The organism is Arthrobacter sp. KKT183 (assembly GCF_055657625.1).
On the sequence record NZ_CM145770.1, the window covers coordinates 182,530 to 199,810 of the forward strand.

At 64.5% G+C, this 17,281-nt stretch carries 17 protein-coding genes; 7 read left to right on the top strand and 10 right to left on the bottom strand.

From position 1 onward, the window contains the following. Nucleotide 1: 1 nt before the first annotated feature. Nucleotides 2-1,012 (top strand): LacI family DNA-binding transcriptional regulator, encoded by a 1,011-nt coding sequence (locus ACZ2GY_RS00960; RefSeq protein WP_471672698.1) that lies wholly within the window; start codon nucleotides 2-4, stop codon nucleotides 1,010-1,012. A 27-nt stretch (nucleotides 1,013-1,039) separates the two neighbouring features. On the opposite strand, the gene ACZ2GY_RS00965 is transcribed toward ACZ2GY_RS00960, so the two are convergent. After that, the gene (locus ACZ2GY_RS00965; protein ID WP_471672699.1) at nucleotides 1,040-2,104 is read right to left on the bottom strand and encodes an IS630 family transposase; all 1,065 of its coding nucleotides are present in this window, start codon (nucleotides 2,102-2,104) and stop codon (nucleotides 1,040-1,042) included. 144 nt (nucleotides 2,105-2,248) lie between these two features. Here ACZ2GY_RS00965 and ACZ2GY_RS00970 point away from each other — a divergent pair, with 144 nt between their 5' ends. Both ACZ2GY_RS00970 and ACZ2GY_RS00975 read left to right on the top strand, forming a co-directional pair. Next, a complete protein-coding gene (locus tag ACZ2GY_RS00970) occupies nucleotides 2,249-2,602 on the top strand; it encodes a hypothetical protein (protein ID WP_471672700.1) in 354 nt (117 codons plus the stop codon). 43 nt (nucleotides 2,603-2,645) lie between these two features. Then, on the top strand, nucleotides 2,646-3,404 hold the full coding sequence (locus tag ACZ2GY_RS00975) for an alanine--tRNA ligase-related protein (protein ID WP_471672701.1): 759 nt from the start codon (nucleotides 2,646-2,648) through the stop codon (nucleotides 3,402-3,404). On the opposite strand, the gene ACZ2GY_RS00980 is transcribed toward ACZ2GY_RS00975, so the two are convergent. The 9 genes from ACZ2GY_RS00980 to ACZ2GY_RS01020 all read right to left on the bottom strand — a co-directional run bounded on the left by ACZ2GY_RS00980 (nucleotide 3,401) and on the right by ACZ2GY_RS01020 (nucleotide 11,954). After that, nucleotides 3,401-4,033 (bottom strand): MFS transporter, encoded by a 633-nt coding sequence (locus ACZ2GY_RS00980; protein ID WP_471672702.1) that lies wholly within the window; start codon nucleotides 4,031-4,033, stop codon nucleotides 3,401-3,403. The two genes, ACZ2GY_RS00975 and ACZ2GY_RS00980, sit on opposite strands and share 4 nt — an antisense overlap. Before the next feature lie 123 nt (nucleotides 4,034-4,156). Further along, entirely contained in the window at nucleotides 4,157-5,005 is an 849-nt protein-coding gene (locus ACZ2GY_RS00985) for a DUF8083 family protein (protein ID WP_471672704.1), read from the bottom strand. Nucleotides 5,006-5,008: 3 nt separating this feature from the next. After that, entirely contained in the window at nucleotides 5,009-5,809 is an 801-nt protein-coding gene (locus ACZ2GY_RS00990; RefSeq protein ID WP_056545896.1) for an exodeoxyribonuclease III, read from the bottom strand. A gap of 18 nt (nucleotides 5,810-5,827) precedes the next feature. Then, nucleotides 5,828-6,649 (bottom strand): ammonia-dependent NAD(+) synthetase, encoded by an 822-nt coding sequence (gene nadE / locus ACZ2GY_RS00995; protein WP_277359046.1) that lies wholly within the window; start codon nucleotides 6,647-6,649, stop codon nucleotides 5,828-5,830. 84 nt (nucleotides 6,650-6,733) lie between these two features. Then, complete coding sequence (locus tag ACZ2GY_RS01000) at nucleotides 6,734-7,732, bottom strand: sugar phosphate isomerase/epimerase family protein (RefSeq protein ID WP_346027850.1); 999 nt, start codon at nucleotides 7,730-7,732, stop codon at nucleotides 6,734-6,736. A gap of 24 nt (nucleotides 7,733-7,756) precedes the next feature. Then, entirely contained in the window at nucleotides 7,757-8,860 is a 1,104-nt protein-coding gene (locus ACZ2GY_RS01005; RefSeq protein WP_471672706.1) for a Gfo/Idh/MocA family protein, read from the bottom strand. After that, the gene (locus ACZ2GY_RS01010) at nucleotides 8,857-9,612 is read right to left on the bottom strand and encodes a sugar phosphate isomerase/epimerase family protein (RefSeq protein WP_471672707.1); all 756 of its coding nucleotides are present in this window, start codon (nucleotides 9,610-9,612) and stop codon (nucleotides 8,857-8,859) included. The genes ACZ2GY_RS01005 and ACZ2GY_RS01010 overlap by 4 nt, the downstream gene beginning before the upstream one ends. Nucleotides 9,613-9,650: 38 nt before the next feature. Continuing rightward, complete coding sequence (locus ACZ2GY_RS01015; RefSeq protein ID WP_277359042.1) at nucleotides 9,651-10,823, bottom strand: Gfo/Idh/MocA family protein; 1,173 nt, start codon at nucleotides 10,821-10,823, stop codon at nucleotides 9,651-9,653. Between the two features lie 87 nt (nucleotides 10,824-10,910). Beyond that, a complete protein-coding gene (locus ACZ2GY_RS01020) occupies nucleotides 10,911-11,954 on the bottom strand; it encodes a substrate-binding domain-containing protein (protein ID WP_056545902.1) in 1,044 nt (347 codons plus the stop codon). Nucleotides 11,955-12,109: 155 nt separating this feature from the next. On the opposite strand from ACZ2GY_RS01020, the gene ACZ2GY_RS01025 reads away from it, so the two are divergent. The 4 genes from ACZ2GY_RS01025 to ACZ2GY_RS01040 all read left to right on the top strand — a co-directional run bounded on the left by ACZ2GY_RS01025 (nucleotide 12,110) and on the right by ACZ2GY_RS01040 (nucleotide 17,215). Then, nucleotides 12,110-13,630 carry a sugar ABC transporter ATP-binding protein gene (locus ACZ2GY_RS01025; protein ID WP_471672708.1) on the top strand — a complete coding sequence of 507 codons (1,521 nt, stop codon included), beginning with the start codon at nucleotides 12,110-12,112 and terminating at the stop codon, nucleotides 13,628-13,630. Beyond that, nucleotides 13,627-14,697 carry an ABC transporter permease gene (locus ACZ2GY_RS01030; RefSeq protein ID WP_056545904.1) on the top strand — a complete coding sequence of 357 codons (1,071 nt, stop codon included), beginning with the start codon at nucleotides 13,627-13,629 and terminating at the stop codon, nucleotides 14,695-14,697. The genes ACZ2GY_RS01025 and ACZ2GY_RS01030 overlap by 4 nt, the downstream gene beginning before the upstream one ends. Before the next feature lie 81 nt (nucleotides 14,698-14,778). Beyond that, entirely contained in the window at nucleotides 14,779-15,861 is a 1,083-nt protein-coding gene (locus ACZ2GY_RS01035; protein ID WP_471672709.1) for a polyprenyl synthetase family protein, read from the top strand. Nucleotides 15,862-15,982: 121 nt separating this feature from the next. Beyond that, the gene (locus ACZ2GY_RS01040; protein WP_471672710.1) at nucleotides 15,983-17,215 is read left to right on the top strand and encodes an ROK family transcriptional regulator; all 1,233 of its coding nucleotides are present in this window, start codon (nucleotides 15,983-15,985) and stop codon (nucleotides 17,213-17,215) included. Nucleotides 17,216-17,281: the final 66 nt, after the last annotated feature.

Below are 17,281 nucleotides of genomic sequence, written 5' to 3' on the forward strand. Positions count from 1 at the left end.
CGTGACCGGCATCGAAGATGTTGCGGTAGCCACGGGAGTTTCAACCGCAACCGTGTCGCGCGCCCTGCGGGGCCTCGCCGGAGTTTCGGCGGGGACCCGCGCCCGGGTACTGAGTGCCGCTCAGGAACTCGGGTACGTGCCGTCGTCAGCGGCGTCCGGCCTGGCCTCTGGACGCACCATGGCGATGGGCGTGCTGCTGCCCCTGATCGAACGCTGGTATTTCTCGGCCGTCCTTGAGGGGGTTGACCGTCAGCTCAGGGCCGCGGGCTACGACCTCATTGTTTTCAGCCTCGGCGGAACGGGAGTCAACCGGGAACGCGTGTTTCACCGCTCCATCCTGCGGAAGCGCATCGACGCCCTCCTGGTCATGTGTATGGAGCTCACCGAAGACGAGTACCTGGCTTTGCGTGAACTGGAATCGCCCACCATTGTGGTGGGCGGTTCCGTTCAGGGAGTGCGGCACGTCGGCATCGACGACGGCGCTGCCGTGCGGGACGCCGTCGAACACCTGATTTCCCTTGGCCACACCAGAATTGGGCACGTGCGCGGAGGCGGTGCCTTCGGTCTCTATTTCGAGGTGCCCCGCATCCGCGAGGAGTCTTATCTAGCGACCATGGCCGCCCACGGGCTGCCCCTGTGGGATGACTGGTCCGTGTTCGGCGATTTCCGGTTCGGTGAGGCCAAGATCGCCGTGAAGCGGATGCTGTCCACCGTGGATGAACGCCCCACCGCACTGTTCTGCTCCTCCGATGAGATGGCCTTCGGCGCCCTGATGGCTGCTTCCGAACTCGGCATCAGCGTGCCGGGGGAACTGTCAATCGTGGGTATCGACGATCACGAGTTCGCCGGGCCTATGGGCTTGACCACCGTGCGGCAAGTGCCTGAGGAGCAGGGAGCCTTCGCCGCGGATCTGCTCCTGAGGGAGCTGGAGGGGGCGCTGCCCGTGCTGAACCCGCCAACGCAACCCCATGAACTCATCCAGCGCGCCTCGACGGGTCCGGCACCCCGCTAGTGGTGCTCTTCGTTAGTTCGTCGGGGGTTAAGCGGCGGCTTGTTCGTGTCGGTTGACGCGGTCGAGTAGATTGCGGAGGGCGTCGCGACTGAATCGCCAGTCGAAGGGCACGGCGGTGAGGTTGTACCGGGATTGGAATCGGAGCAGCCTCTGTTCGAGGGCGTCGAGATCATCGAAGTCCTGGGGCTTCACGACCTTGCGTTGAACGATCGAGAAGTAGATCTCGACCTGGTTCAGCCAGGACGCGTGGACCGGCAGATGAACAAGTTCTGCTGTCGGCCAGGCGTCCTTCATCCGCTGGACGGATCGGACGCCGTTATGGGAAGAGCCGTTGTCCACGACCCAGAACACCCGTTTCGCTGACGCGTAGGGTTCGCAGCTCATCACCTGGTCAACGAGCTGCTCGAAGGGTTCGATGCCGGTCTTCGGGGCGCAGAACCCGTGCACTCGGGCTGTGTGCACGTCGTAGCCAGCGAAGTAAGCCAGGGTCCCGCCGCGGCGGTATTCGAATTCCTGCCGCCGGGCGCGCCCCGGGCCGGGCGGCAGATCGGGGTGCCGACGGGTCAGGGCTTGCAGTTGCGACTTCTCATCGGCGCTGATCACGTACTCGGCCTCGCCGAGCGGTTCACCGTCCCAGGTTCGGGCGTAGAGATCCAGCACCCGGGCGGCTTTGGCTTGGAAGTCGGGGTCGCGGGGAAAGATCCACGACCGGCACTGCCAGGGCTTGATCGCGTCTCCGGTCAGCCAGCGCCGGATCGTGGACGTCGACACCAAATCCACTAACCCGCGAGTGACGGCCTCAGCGGCGAGTTCGGAGTGAGACCACCTCGACAGCGGAACGGCGTTTTCGGCGGGCAGGGCACAGGCCATCACTTTGACCTCCGCGACCACGACGGTCGAGAAAACCGGCGGCCGGCCACTGCGAGGCAAATCCTGTAAACCGGCGATGCCCGATTGGGAGAACCGACGACGCCATTTCCGGACCGTATCAACGGTGACCTGAAGGTCGCGGGCGATCGCGGCGTTCGAGAGGCCGGCGTTAGCCGCGAGCACGATCCGGGCCCGCAGATTGTCACGGATCGTGCTCTTCACCCGGGCTGCCCGCCGGGTCAGGGTTCGGTAATCGGTGGGGCTGAGTACGACAGAGAAAGGACTGGTCAATGTCATGAACCTGTTCTGCACCCGGGCTGTGGATAACTCGTCACGACACGCCGTCAAACACGCCACGATGGACGGATGGTCACCATTCCCGAGTCCACCCAGCATTCCCTGACCCACAAGCTCAAAGCCCACGCCGCCGCGAACTGGCCAGCCGCCAGCGGCGTCACCGTCCGATTCCATGGCCGGTTCGCCTACGTCACCGCGCTCCTGGCCGACGGTGACGAGCAACCCTTGATGCGGCTGCGATACAACCAATCAGCGAGCATATGGGGCTTCGCCCTCTACCGCGCCAGCCACGACGACTACCAGGACAGCACACTGAACACCGGCCTGCCGATCGGCAGCCCACAAGAGGCCCTCGACACAGCCGCCGGCCTCTATTTCGAACCGCCCTCAAACCCCCGACGAACTAACGAAGAGCACCGCTAGCTGCTACCGCCCTGGTTTCAATTCGGTCGCTACGCTGGTACGCATGGCTACTGAACTCCTCTACCTTGACGATTTCGATGTCCTGACCGCGCCCGCAACCGTCACAGCGGTGACCGTGCTCGAGGACGGCAGGCTCGACGTTGTACTGGACCGCACCTGCTTTTACCCCCGCGGCGGCGGACAGGACTGGGACACCGGCACCATCCGCGGCGGGCACGCCGCCTTTCGGGTCGAGGAGGTGCGCCTCGACGAGCACGGGGTTGTCCATCACCTGGGCGCCGGTGAAGCGTGGAAGGAATCCGCGGGCGGGGAGGCAACATTGGAGGGCGCCGCCGTCGTGCTGGAAGTGGACGCAGACCGGAGGGCTGTCAACACGCGGCTCCATTCCGCAGGGCATATTGTTGATCTCGCCGTTGAGCGGCTGGAACTGCCCTGGGTGCCAGGTAAGGGTGCGCACTATCCGCACATGTCCTTTGTCGAGTACACCGGGGACGTGCCCGGTGAGGTGGAGGATGTCCGGCAGCGCATCGAACAGGAGGTCGCGCAGATCATCGGCGAAGGCAGCCGCAACGAGATCCGGTTCATGCCGGTTGCGGACATGGGTGAGTACTGCAGGCATGTCCCGGACAACATCCCGACCAACAAGCCCGCGCGGATTGTGCTCTACAACCAGACGTTCGGCGTGCCGTGCGGTGGAACCCACGTCCGGAATGTCGCGGAGGTCGGTACGCTGAGCATTCCCAAGATCAAGTCGAAAAAGGGCGTCACCAAGGTCTCCTACGCTGTGGAGGACGTCAACTAGTCCGAGTCCAGCAGGTCCGCCTCGCACGCCGCCCGGAAGGGTGAAACCGCCAGGATCAGTGCGGCCGCCAGCATGACCGCCGCGGCGGAGCCGAGAGCCACGACGGGGCCGAACGCCGTAGCCAGGGCGCCGCCTAGGGGAGCGCCGATAACGATCATGCCGCGGTTCACGGACCGCCTGGTTGCGCTCATCCGGGCAATCAGCGCATCCGGAGTGACCCCCTGCCAGTACCCCATCTCCAGCGGCCCCTCGGCGCCCATCGCCAGGCCGAAGAGGAATTGCCCGAGGACTGCGCAGGCGAACGCCGCCCACACCGTGGCCGGCCAACTTTCGATGCTCCCGCCGCCCGCCTGCCCGGCTGCCACCAGTGGTGCCAGAACCACGACGACGACGGCGGCCGGCTGGGCCAGCCTCGCCGCCACCATGACCCGTCCGGTGCCGTAGCGCTGACCCCAGCCCGAGGACCAGGTGGTGCCCAGCACCGCACCGATTCCCGCTCCGCCGAGGACAAGACCCAGGCCGAGCGCGCCGAGTTGAAGGTCATTGAGGATCAGGGCCGGAAGAACGGTGCCGACCATCGCTGAGCCGATGAACCAGACGTGCGTGCTCAGGCCCAGCGGCCGCAACAAGGATGAGCACTGACAGCGCCACGGTGGTGAGGTAGGTACCGAAATCCGAGACCGTCGAAGCAACCCAGAACCGGACAAAGGCGGGATTCCGGCGGAGCTGCATGCGTTGCCGAGTCCGCCGGCTCAGGACGCGCGTGCGAGCTGGCGAATGGGAACCCACCGTGACGCGAGGCGGCGGTAAGCCGCGGCCGCGCCGGTCATATCCGCTTCGGCGAGGCACTCGATTCCCATCCGGACATCCATGGGGGACTCGTCCGGAAATACCAGGTCCGCAACCGGTCCGTAGTCGAGTTCGACGACGGCGTCGCGGCGGAAAGACTGCAGCCACTCCGTGATTTCGGTGAGCTCTCCCAGCAGATCAAGCTCCGGAGCAGCGATGGCGAGCCCGGCTACGGCACGGCGCGCACGATCGATGCAGTCGCTGATGGTGGCGGAGACTCGGACGGTGTGGACTTCGCCGTCGTCGTCCACCACCTCGGTGAGGTCGTCTTCGTGGATGAGGACAAACCAGGCGAAGGGGATGCCCCACGTCGCAGAGCGGGTATGCAGCTTGGCGGTGGATTCGGTCAGCGTTTCGGGATCGAGCCGCGCCTGGTGCGCCTCCCTCGCGATTTCCGGGAGGAGCACATCCATCAGCGGACCGCGGATGGTCTGCTCGAGGGACTCAGCGGACAGGTAGGTGCGTACCGCCAGCTGATTGGGGCAGTAGTAGGGCGCGGTGGTGCCGTTGCTGCGCGGGAAATGCAGCACGCGCACAAGATCCTGCGCATGGTGCGGAAACGGGTCCGATACTGCGCGCGTTATGCGCCGCATCGCATCGATGCGTTCCAGCTGCTCGGTGACCCTGCGGCCGCGGGTCCGCTGTTCCAGGATGGCGAGCTGCTGGGCGTCACTGAAGGCATCAAGCGGCTCATACACCCGTAGGTAGGAAACGTAGGGGAAACTGCTGCCGGCGCCGGGCACGTCTGCCATGGATCAGGTCAGCTCTACGATGACCGGCGCGTGGTCAGAGGCACCCTTGCCTTTGCGTTCCTCCCGGTCGATCGACGCGCCGCTGACCCGCTCTGCGAGGGCGGGGGAGGCCAGGATGAAGTCAATACGCATGCCCATGCGCTTGGGGAAGCTCAGCTGCTTGTAGTCCCAGTAGGTGTAGACACCGGGGCCCGGGGTGTGGGGGCGGACAACATCGGTGAAGCCCGAGTTCTCGAACGCGTGGAAGGCTGCGCGCTCCGGCGGGCTCACATGCGTGTAGCCGTTGTTGACGAAGAGGTCGATATCCCAGACGTCCTCATCCTGCGGCGCGATGTTCCAGTCACCGGTGAGCGCCACCTGGGCGGAGGGGTCTGCCTCCAGCAGTCCGACGGCGTGCTTGCGCAGCAGCTCAAGCCATTCGACCTTGTACGCCATGTGCGGGTCCCCGAGCGCCCGCCCGTTCGGTACGTACAGGCTCCACACGCGCACGCCGCCGCAGGTGGCGCCGATGGCGCGGGCCTCCTGCACGGGGTCGGTGTCCTTCCCGAACACCGGCTGCCCGGGGAAGGTGCGCTCAACATCGGTCAGCCCCACACGTGATGCAATGGCGACGCCGTTCCACTGGTTCAAGCCGAAGTGCGCAACCTCGTAGCCGCTCTTCTCGAACATGTCCCAGGGGAAGTTGTCGTCCTTGCACTTGGTTTCCTGGATGGCTAGGACGTCCGCATCGGAGCGGTCAAGCCAGGCTTCCACGCGGTCGGCACGGGCTCGGAGGGAATTGACGTTCCAGGTCGCTATTTTCACAGTTGCTACGTTACCTAATCAGCGCCACCACGAGTCGTCGGGGGAAACCGGGACGGTGCGCTTGTGCCGGGTCATCAGGTAGCGGCGCTCAATCAGCTGCGCGGCTTCCTCGGGAACGTCCCGACCCTCGAGGTAGTCATCGATCTGCTCATAGGTGAGACCGAGCTCGTGCTCGTCGCTCTGCCCCGGGTTCTCATCCAGCAGATCCGCGGTGGGGATCTTGTTGTAGAGGCGCTCCTGCGCGCCGAGTTCCTTCAAAACCTGCCGATTCTGCCGTTTGTTCAGGCCGAACAGGGGAAGGATGTCTGCCCCGCCGTCACCGTACTTGGTGAAGAAGCCGGTGACTGATTCCGCGCCGTGATCGGTGCCGATCACCAGTAGGTTGTCATCACCGGCCAGGGCGTACTGCGCCACCATTCGTACGCGCGCCTTGACGTTGCCCTTGTTGAAATCGGACATTTCGTTGCCTGCAGCGCTGGTGAACTCAGCCTGGAAACCGTCCACGGCGGGAGCGACGTTGTAGACAACGGACCGGTCCGGTTCGATGAACGCCAGGGCCGCCTGGGCATCGTCTTCGTCATGCTGCACGTTGTACGGCAGGCGAGCCGCGACGAACGTTGCCTCCACGCCGTCGGACCTCAACTCATCAGCCGCCAGCTGCGCGAGCTTTCCGGCAAGGGTGGAGTCCAGGCCGCCGCTGATGCCGAGCACGAAGCCCTTGGTGCCGGTGGCCCGGACGTAGTCCTTGAGAAAGTCCACGCGCCGGCGGATCTCCTCCGCAGGGTCGATGGTGGGGCGTACGCCCATTTCCTCGATAATCTTCGCCTGGAGTTCACGCATGCGACCCAGCGTACTCATTTTTTGTCGCCTACCTGCTGCCTAAAACGCGCGTAAACCGCAGGTAGGCGACAAAAACTCCAAGGGCTACTGCTTGAAGGCGGCGTCGAAGGACAATGACGACGGCGCGAAGTCGAACTTCTTGAGGAAGGCCAGGGCCTCGGGGGCTCCGTCCAGGCGGTCCATGCCGGCGTCTTCCCATTCAACCGAGATCGGCCCGTCATAGCCGATCGAGGTCAACGCTCGGAAGCTGTCTTCCCAGGGCACGTCTCCACGGCCCGTGGACACGAAGTCCCAGCCGCGGCGCGGATCTCCCCACGGCAGGTGGGAGGAAAGGATGCCGTTGCGGCCGCCGCCCATCCGCATCTTAGTGTCCTTGCAGTCCACGTGGTAGATCCGGTCAGCGAAGTCGGAGATGAAGGCTACCGGGTCGATCTGCTGCCACATGAAGTGGCTCGGATCCCAGTTGAGGCCGAAAGCGGGACGATTGCCGACGGCGTCAAGCGTGCGCTTGGTGGACCAGTAGTCGTAGGCGATTTCGGAGGGATGCACCTCGTGTGCAAACCGCACACCGCAGTCATCAAACACGTCCAGGATGGGGTTCCAACGGTCGGCGAAATCCTGGTAACCGGCATCGATGACGTCCTGGCTGACGGGCGGGAACATCGCGACATACTGCCAGATCGAGGACCCGGTGAACCCGACGACCGTCTTCACCCCGAGTTTCTGCGCAAGCTTGGCGGTGAGCTTCATTTCCTCCGCTGCACGCTGCCGGACGCCCTCCGGATCGCCGTCTCCCCAAACGCGCGGCCCGACGATGGCTTCGTGGCGGAAGTCGATCGGATTGTCGCAGACCGCCTGGCCCTTGAGGTGGTTGGAGATGGTCCAGACCTTCAGGTTGTTGCGCTCCAGAATGTCGAGACGGTCCTGGATGTAGTCATCGTCGTCCCACCGCCACGCGTCCAGGTGGTCTCCGGAGACTGCGATTTCCAGGCCGTCGTAGCCCCACTGGCCCGCGAGTTCGGCGACCTTCTCAAACGGCAGGTCGGCCCACTGGCCGGTGAAAAGTGTGAAGTTGCGTGCCATGATTTTTCTCCTTGTGTGAGTGGGTCAGGAAAGCGTGCGGCTGGTGGGATCCCAGTCCTCGGGCAGCGGCTCGGCAGCCACGGCTGAGCTGGCAACGTCAACGAACGTGCGACTGTCCACCGACTCCGCGATCGAAGCCATGGTGTCCAGGACGTGGAAGGCAGTCTCCCCTTGTGCGCGGTGTGGAACGCCGGCGCGGATTGAGCGGGCCAGGTCGAGGACGCCTGTGCCGCGCCCGAAGGTGGAACCGACCGCCGGGAAGGTCTCCCAGTCTTCGGCGCCGTGGCGGTGGAGGCGGATGTCGCCGTCGAACCTGTTGGGATCCGGGAAGGCAATGGTGGCTTCCGAGCCGGTGATCTCGACGAAACCGTGCCGGGGGAGCGGTGAATCGAAGCTGAAGTTGCTCGTGGCGGAAGCGCCGCGCTCGAACTGCACCAGGGCGCTGACATGGGTCGGAACGGTGACGGCGAACTCCTCACCGGCGCGCGGGCCGGAGCCGATGATGCGCGTTTCCCGCGACCGTGATCCGAGCGCAGCAACGGTCCCGATCGCACCGAATGTCTGAACGAGGGCTGTCAGGTAGTAGGGGCCCATGTCGAAAAGCGGGCCGGCACCCTCCTGGAACAGGAAGGCCGGGTTGGGGTGCCAGGCCTCAGGCCCGGGGGACTGCATGAGGGTCAACGCAGTAAGCGGCACTCCGATGTCCCCACGCTGGATCATCCGGAGGCCTGTTTGCAGCCCCGCGCCGAGGAAGGTGTCAGGGGCGCAGCCCAGCCGGAGGCCGGCGTCGGAAGCGGCCTTCAGGAGTGACCGGCCTGATTCGCGGTCGAGCGAGAACGGCTTCTCACTCCACACGTGCTTCCCCGCAGCCACAGCGTCGAGCCCTACCGGTACATGCGCGGCGGGAGTGGTCAGGTTGACGATGATCTCGACGTCCGGGTGCGCGAGCGCGTCCTCGACAGTCCCGGAGGCAGCGATCCCGAACTCCTCGGCACGCGCCCGGGCGGCCTCGGGGAAGAGGTCCGCGACGATATGGACCTGGACGTCGGGGAACGCCGTGAGATTGGTCAGGTACTCCTTGCTGATGACGCCCGCACCGATGATGCCGACGCCCACCGGGCCGCTCATGCTCCTGCCTGCCTGGAGTCCGCCTGCAGGTAGTGCAGGCTCGCCTCGAGCGCCTCGAACAGGTCACCGGCGCTGTCATCGAGCTCGACGACACCTACCTCTACCGATCCGGCAGCGGCCAGGACTGAGGGGACGTCCATCCGTCCGGCGCCCACCGCCACCTGCGAGGTGTTGTCCTTGTCCAGCGCGCCGTCCTTGAGGTGGATGAACCGCACGCGGTCGCCCAGCTTCGCGAGCAGCTCGGCTGGATCCTGCCCGCCCACTGCCACCCAGTAGGTGTCCACTTCAAGCACGACGGCGGGATCCAGGGCGCCGGCGAGGACCTCCAGCCCGGTGCGGCCGCCGAAATCGGTTTCCACCTCCCACCAGTGGTTGTGGTAGCCGACGGTGATGCCGTACTCCGCGCCGAGGGCCGCCACCTCGTTGAGGGCCTGTGCGGTCTGCTCGACGGCCTCCTCGGTGGTCCACCGCTCAGGGTGCACCATGGGCTCGATGACCGTGCCGATGCCCAGTGTCCGGGCTGCTTCGAAGATGAGGTCGCGGTCGCCGTCGAGCAGCGGTGCGTGGCCCGACGGAGCGGCTATGCCGTTGCGTTCCAGCGCAGCGGAGAGCGCCGCCGTGTTCGCTGCGAAGTTGTAAGGCTCGACCCGTGAGAAACCGATCGATGCAAGTCTGTCGATGGTGCCGTCCAGATCAGCCTCGAGGGCTTCGCGGACGGTGTAGAGCTGGACAGACAGGGGTGGAGTTGGCACGTGGGATCCTCTCGCTGGCGCCGTCGGGATAGCCGGTACTAGATAGTCTTAGTCCAGATGCTGTCAGCTTCCGCGCTGCGCTCCACACCGTTAAGGACCTTCTGCACCTGCAGTCCGTCCGCGAAGGACGGCTCCGGCTGGCGATTCGCTGTGATTGCTTCGACGAAATCCTTGGCCTGATGGGCAAATCCGTGTTCATAGCCCAGAATGTGCCCGGTGGGCCACCAGGCAGACATGTAGGGGTGGGAGGGCTCCGTCACCATAATGTTGGTGAAGCCCTGCCGGGTATCAGGCGCGGTTGCATCGTAGAAGCCGAGCGAGTTCATGTTCTCCAGATCGAAGGAAATCGCGCCGGTGGAGCCGGCCACCTCAACGCGCAACGCGTTCTTGCGCCCGGTGGACATGCGGGTCGCTTCGAATGAGCCCACCGCGCCGCCGTCGAACCGGCCGCTGAACAGGGCAAGATCGTCCACTGTGACGCTTCCCCGCTCGGCTGAGGCGGTGCCTGCGAGCCCGGAGGCTTCGGCCAGCAACGGACGCTCGTGCACAAAAGTGTTGAGGATCCCGCTCACACCTGTGATCTTCTGGCCGGTGATGAACTGCGAGAGATCTACCGCATGCGCGCCGAGGTCACCGAGTGCGCCGGAGCCGGCGGATTCCTTCTGCAGCCGCCACGTCAGCGGGGCGTCGGCGTCAACCAGCCAATCCTGCAGGTACGCGGCACGTACCTGACGGACCTCGCCGATTGCACCGGACTGAACCAGATCCCTCGCGAAGGCCGCTGCAGGAACGCGGCGATAGGTGAAACCAACCATCGCGAAGACGTTGTTGCCGGCGCGGTCAGCGGCGGCTGCCATCGCCTCAGCCTCTTCGAGGGTGTTGGCGAGCGGCTTCTCGCACAGAACGTGCTTTCCCGCCTCAAGCGCTGCAATGGCGATCTCAGCATGGGATCCGCCGGGAGTAACGATGTCGATGACGTCGATGTCGTCGCGGGCGATGGCCGCCCGCCAGTCAGTAGCCGTCTCTTCCCAGCCCCATTTACGAGCCGATTCCTCTACTCCACGGGCGTTGCGCCCCACGAGCAGGGTCATCTCCGGCCGGGCCGGCAGGTCGTGGAAGCGCGGTGCAACCCGCCACCCCTGCGAATGGGCAGCCCCCATAAATCCGTGTCCGATCAGGGCGATTCTCAGGGGTGGTGCGTCGTTGTGCATGTTTCCTCTTTATCCGGCGGCGGTTATAAGCAGTTGGATGGAGGCGGGGCGCCCTGCCAGCGATTGAGCGCCCCGCCCCTTAGTGTCCTACGATTCGAAGGCGGTCGGCAGGTACTGCTCAACGTTCTCACTGGTGACAACCGGAGCGTTCAGAACGATGCGCTTCGGAACTTCCACTTCCACCAGATCGCTCATGGCCTTGCCCTGGACAATCAGGCGGGCAAGGAGAATTCCGTCGGCCGCCTGGGTGGCGGGGTAGATGACGGTAGCTTCCAGGACGCTCTCACCGGACTGGATCTCTCGCATGGCGTTAGCGGATCCTGCGCCGCCAACCATGAAGAATTCGTCACGGCCGGCGTTGTCGATGGCTGCCAGGACACCGATGCCCTGATCATCATCATGGTTCCAGATCGCGTCGATCTCCGGTGCTGCTGAGAGGAGCTGCGAGGTTGCTGCTTCGCCTCCGGCAATGGTGAAGTCGGCTGCGACGCGGTTGTCCACGTCGAGGCCGCATGACTCCAGTGCATCGGCGAAGCCCTGGCTGCGGTCCTGAGTCAGGGGTAGGGAGTCGACGCCGGCGATCTCGGCAACCACTGCGTCCTCGTCACCTTCGAGCTGTTCGCAGATGTAGGTGCCGGCGCTGACGCCCATTCCGTAGTTGTCGCCGAGGATGGTGGTGCGGGCAGCGAACGGGCTCGAGAATTCACGGTCAACGTTGATGACCGGGATGCCGGCTTCCATGGCTTGGGTGGCCACCGGGGTGAGGGCGGCGCCGTCCGTCGGCAGGAGCACGATGGCATCGACGCCGTCGTTGATGAACTGTTCAACCTGGCTGATCTGAAGGTTGGCGTCATTGGTTCCCTCGGCGACACGCAGGTCGATGTCCGGGTAGTTTTCAGCCGTAGCGATGGCAGCGGAGTTGATGGCGCCCAGCCAGCCGTGGTCGGCAGCAGGTCCGGAGAACCCGATGACTACGGTGTCGCCTTCGGCCTGATTTCCTTCGACGGATGCATTGGTGGGCTGCGTGTTGGTGTTACCCGCGTCGGCTGTGCACCCGGTGACAAGGGCGCCGACAGCCAGGAAGGCACCGGTGGTGACGAGCATCTTCCGGCCCGTACGAACTGCAAGCATGTGAATCTCCTCAATGAGTTAGGTGCGTCTTCGCAAGGGTGCAGCATGCGTCTTCCATGGCCGCTTCTTCGCGTGACTGCAATCACAATAACAGAAGATCGAAAGAAATCGACGACTTTATACCGATTGCCGACATAATGTGTTAGCTTCGTCTCATGTTCGAAGAAGATCAGCCACGTCCGTTGCTCGAAGTTTGGGGGATTACCAAGCAATTCGCTGGTGTCCAGGCGCTTAAAGGCGTCGACCTGCAGGTACTTCCAGGAGAAGTGCACTGCGTCATGGGTCAGAACGGAGCCGGTAAATCCACCCTCATCAAGACGCTGTCCGGAGTACACCAGCCCGACGGCGGTGAAATCCGCTGGGAGGGAAAGGAGATCTCGATTCCCGGCCCCACCGCCGCCCTGGATCTCGGCATCGCCACGATGTACCAGGAACTCGACGTCGTGGATGGACTGTCCGTAGCGGAGAACATCTTCCTCGGGCATGAACGCGCCAGCGGAGGCGTGCTCCACGTCAAGAAGACAAATGCGATCGCGCGTACCCTGCTGAAGCGGCTCGGGCACGGCGGTCTTTCGCCGTCCACCGAGGTCGGTTCGCTTTCTGCCGCCAACAAGCAGATCGTGAGCATGGCGCGCGCACTGTCGCGGGATACCAAGCTGATCATCATGGATGAGCCGAGCGCCATCCTGGACTCCGGCGAGGTGGCTAACCTTTTCCGTGTGGTGCGCGAGCTCACGGCCCAGGGCATCGCCGTCGTCTACATCTCCCACCGGCTGGAAGAGATCCGCCAGATCGGTGACCGCATCTCCGTGATCAAGGACGGACGGAGCACAGCGAGCGGTCTGAGCGTCACCGATACGTCGAGGGCTGAGCTGATCCGTCTGATGACCGGCAGGGATGTCGAGAACGTTTTCCCGGAGGGGACACCGGTACCGTCCGATGCTCCCATAGTTCTCAAGGTCGACAACCTGGAACTGGCCGGACACTTCGAGGATGTCAGTTTCACGGTACGGGCAGGCGAGATTGTCGGGCTCGCCGGCCTCGTCGGGTCCAAGCGGTCGGAGATCCTTGAAACCATCTACGGTGCACGGAAGGCTTCTTCCGGGACGGTATCCGTCAACGGCAAGGTGCTGCGTCCCGGGTCTGTTCCAGCCGCGGTTGACGCGGGAATCGGGCTTTCGCCGGAGGAACGCAAAAGTCAGGGCCTGATTCTCGATGAACCGATCTTCAAGAACGTAACGCTCTCGACCTTCGAGCGCTTTGCCCGCTCCGGATATCTGAATGAAAAGGCAGAGCGGAACGCCGCGCGCGAGCAGATCGCAGCCCTCGAGTTGCGTCCAGCTGATCCGGACCGCCCGGCCCGGACGCTTTCCGGCGGAAATCAGCAGAAGATACTCCTCGCCCGCTGGCTCGTGCACGGAACTCCGGTGCTGCTGCTCGACGAACCAACCCGCGGCGTCGACGTCGGGGCGCGCGCTGAAATCTACGCGCTCATCCGCAAACTCGCCGCTGCCGGGACCGCAATCATTGTTGTTTCGAGCGAAATCGAGGAAGTGCTCGGCCTCGCCGACAATGTCCTCGTCATCGATGACGGCACCGTTATCACCCAAACCAAAGCAAGCGATCTAGACGAGCACGGAGTGCTCGACCTCGTCATGAAGGGAAGTGCCGCGTGAGCGAGCAGAAAACCAAGGTGGCTGAACCGCGCATCGACGCGTCGGCCGACCACAGCGCCCCGAAGGCCAACCCGCTACAGAGCTTCCTGAAGGGCTCCGGAGGCCGCAGCCTGGGGCTGGTCATTGCCCTGGTGCTGCTGTTCGTGGTGGGTGCCATCACCAGTGGGGACCGGTTCCTCAACCCCGAAAACATGCTGACCATCCTCCGGTACGCCTCGATCATCGGTGTGATCAGCATCGGCGTCACCTTCGTTATCACCGCCGGAGGCATTGACCTTTCGGTCGGTTCGGTCATGGGACTGGCGACCGTCGTTGCTACCCTGACCAGCGTCCAGCTGGCCGCTACGCAATCATCCTGGATTCTCATGGTGCTTGTGGCGCTCGCGGTCGGTGCCGGAGCGGGCCTGATCAACGGGGTTGTGATCGCTTATGGCAATGTCGTCGCCTTCATTGCCACGCTGGCCATGCTGGTTGGCGCACGGGGTCTGGCCGAGCTCATCTCCGGGCGCAGCACGCAGATCGTCGTCAACCAGGACTTCCTGCAGGTCATGCGCGCTGACTTCCTGGGCGTTCCTGTTCTCGTGTGGATCTTCCTCCTTGCCGCTGTTGCAGGATGGTTCCTCCTCAACCGCACCACGTTCGGCCGGCGGACCATCGCCATCGGCGGAAACCTCGAAGCTTCCCGCCTGGCGGGTATCAAGGTGAAGCGCCACCTGGTCTACCTGTACGTCCTGGCCGGACTCGCCGCGGGCATTGCGGCTGTCATGATGCTCGGCCGTACTACCGCGGGTACCTCGACGCACGGTCTGCTCTACGAACTGGACGCGATTGCCGCCGTCGTTGTTGGTGGAACACTGCTCATCGGCGGGCGCGGCACAATCATGGGCACGGTTCTTGGTGTGCTGATCTTCAGCACACTCACCAACGTCTTCATTCAGAACAATCTGGACACCTCCGTTCAGGCTCTAGCCAAAGGCGTGATCATCGTGGTCGCCGTTCTGTTGCAGCAGCGCTTTGCAGCCAGTGGCAAAACACGACGGGCCAAGACGAAGCCAGCGAAGGCCTGACCGGGCACCAGGATGCAGGTCACCCAGCCGGCTCCCGAACTCAGGGAGCCGGGCGAGCAGCGGTAACCGGAAGGTGAGTCGGTGAGTTTCCTGAACGCGGACTACGCGCTGCACGGCAACGCAGACCTCGACCTGGTTGAGGATGCCCTCCAGCGGTTCTTCAGTGACGCGAAACTCCGTGCTGTATCGGTGAACGCTGCCTACCTCGGTCTCTGGGAATCGCTGGAAAGGGCAGCCGCGGGCGGCAAGCGCTCCCGCCCGCGGCTGGTTCTGCTTGCCTACAAACAGCTGGGAGGTACTGATGCCTCCAGCGCGGCGCAGCTCGCCGCCGTCTACGAGCTCCTGCACAGCGCGCTGATCATTCACGACGACGTCATTGACCGTGACTTCGTCCGTCGCGGCAGCCCCAACGTGTCCGGCCACTACAGGAACCGGGCACTGCGCACCGGAGCTTCCCCGGCGGCCGCTGAGCACGCCGGAGTTTCGGCAGGAGTACTCGCCGGCGACCTCGCACTCTCGGGTGCCTACCGGCTCTTGAGGTCCGTGGCGGCACCGGAGGCCGTAGCGCAGCGGCTTGGCGACATCCTCGATGACGCCGTTTTCTCATCAGTGGGCGGGGAGGTCCTCGACATTGAGTTCAGCCGGACGCAGGACATGCCCTCGCTCGAGGACATCACCAAGACGGCCCACCAGAAAACGTCTGTCTACTCGTTCGAGGCGCCGCTACAGGCTGGAGCCGTGCTGGCCGGGGCTCCGGAGCCGGTCGTCGCGGCCTTGACGTCTTTCGGGCGTTACGCCGGGATCGCCTACCAGATTTCCGATGACCTGCTGGGTGTTTTCGGCAGGGAAAGCCGGACGGGCAAGACCAGCTGGGGAGATTTGAGGGAGGGCAAGCGGACAGCCCTGCTCTCCTATGCAGCAACGCGGCCGGAATGGAGCAGCATCGCGGCACTCATCGGCTCCCCGGACCTGACAGCCTCCAGCGCCGAGTACGTCCGCTCCGTGCTGGTGGCCTGCGGTGCCAGGGACTTCGCGGTCAGTCTGGCTACCGAGAACGCACACCTCGCCGTCATGCACCTGGAGTCCGAGGGCGTGCCCAACGGGTTGCGCAGCAGCCTTGCGCGCATGCTGTTCGCCGCCATCTCCGAGGCCACCTCACACTAACCGCGCCTCTGCCGTTCGCCCGGCTCAGGGCTGCCGCCTGTTCTGCCGTTATCATGAAGGAACAAATCCGGCACCGCGGCGATCCGCCAGGAAGGACCTGAACCAGGTGGAAGGTAGAACGGTGGCCGGCACCAACCTCGGTAACAACCGTGACTCCACACGGCAGCACAACCTTTCCACGGTGCTGCGGCTCGTGCACTCCATGGCAGGCGTCTCCCGCGCACAGCTCACCCGCGCCACGGGGTTGAACCGTTCGACCATTGCGGCGCTTGTCGGGGAACTGGTCCAGCTCGGCCTCGTCGTAGAGAGCAATCTCGACCAGGCGCAGCAGCACGGACGCCCCAGCATCATGATCGAGCCGAGTCCCGGAGCGCTGGCGCTGTCGGTCAATCCGGATATCGACGTCGTCAGCGTCGCTCTGGTCTCGCTGGGCGGCCACATCGTCAATCCGGTCCGCTTCCACACCGTCCGTGCGCCGTCGGTCGCGGAAGTCGTGAACATCGTGACTGCTGTCTACGCCGGAATGCGGACCTCCCTGCCGGCCGGGCACCGAATCATGGGGGTAGGGCTTGCCGTTCCGGGGCTGGTAGATCCCGGGGATGGCACTGTCATTGAAGCGCCGCACCTCGGCTGGCGCGACCAACCGCTCGCGGCTCTGCTCAGCGACGCGCTGAAGCTTCCGGTCATCGCCGCGAATGACGCCGTGGTGGGCGCTCGCGCGCAGGCAACCTTCGGCGCGGGCCGGGACGTGTCAGACCTGGTCTATCTTTACGGAGGCGCCAGCGGGATCGGCGGAGGCGTGATCAGCGGCGGCCGCCTGGTGCGCGGTGCCACCGGCTTTGCCGGCCAGCTCGGGCACACGCACGTGCGCTCCGGGGGTGAGGCATGCACCTGCGGGTCCTTCGGCTGCCTCGAAGCCGAGATCACGCGGGAAGCGCTGATCGCGGCGGTCGGTCTGCCTGCCGGCGAGACGGAGAACCTCGAAGAAGCCGTACTGGAAAGGCTCCAGGATGAATCGGAATCGCAGGAATTACGCGAACTGATTGACCGCCAGGTCCAGCTCCTGGCCGTAGGGCTCAAGAGCGTCGTCAATCTGCTGAATCCCTCCATGATCGTACTGGGAGGGTTCCTGCGGATCCTGGATCGCGCCGCCCCCGACGCCCTGAGCGAGGCGCTGCGCACTCCGGGTACGCGCGGTCCACGAGAGCGCGTGGCCATCGAACTGGCTCCCCTGGGCGAAGATCCCATTCTGGTCGGTGCCGCGGAGCTCGCGTTCGAACCCCTCATCCGGAATCCTGCCGGCTTCCTTCGATTTCACGACGACGACGCCGACGTGCCGCTTTCCTTCGCATAGCGGACAATCTTTCGGACCACGAAAAAGCGGATCCTGTTCCAGCCTTTGCTGGAACAGGATCCGCTT

Bases quoted from the DNA above. Each gene is read 5' to 3' on its own strand.
- ACZ2GY_RS01025 (WP_471672708.1), top strand. From the start codon at position 12,110: ATGTTCGAAGAAGATCAGCCACGTCCGTTGCTCGAAGTTTGGGGGATT.
- ACZ2GY_RS00985 (WP_471672704.1), bottom strand. From the start codon at position 5,005: ATGGCAGACGTGCCCGGCGCCGGCAGCAGTTTCCCCTACGTTTCCTAC.
- ACZ2GY_RS01005 (WP_471672706.1), bottom strand. From the start codon at position 8,860: ATGAGCGGCCCGGTGGGCGTCGGCATCATCGGTGCGGGCGTCATCAGC.
- ACZ2GY_RS00970 (WP_471672700.1), top strand. From the start codon at position 2,249: ATGGTCACCATTCCCGAGTCCACCCAGCATTCCCTGACCCACAAGCTC.
- ACZ2GY_RS00975 (WP_471672701.1), top strand. From the start codon at position 2,646: ATGGCTACTGAACTCCTCTACCTTGACGATTTCGATGTCCTGACCGCG.
- nadE (WP_277359046.1), bottom strand. From the start codon at position 6,649: ATGCGTGAACTCCAGGCGAAGATTATCGAGGAAATGGGCGTACGCCCC.
- ACZ2GY_RS01015 (WP_277359042.1), bottom strand. From the start codon at position 10,823: ATGCACAACGACGCACCACCCCTGAGAATCGCCCTGATCGGACACGGA.
- ACZ2GY_RS01020 (WP_056545902.1), bottom strand. From the start codon at position 11,954: ATGCTTGCAGTTCGTACGGGCCGGAAGATGCTCGTCACCACCGGTGCC.
- ACZ2GY_RS01000 (WP_346027850.1), bottom strand. From the start codon at position 7,732: ATGGCACGCAACTTCACACTTTTCACCGGCCAGTGGGCCGACCTGCCG.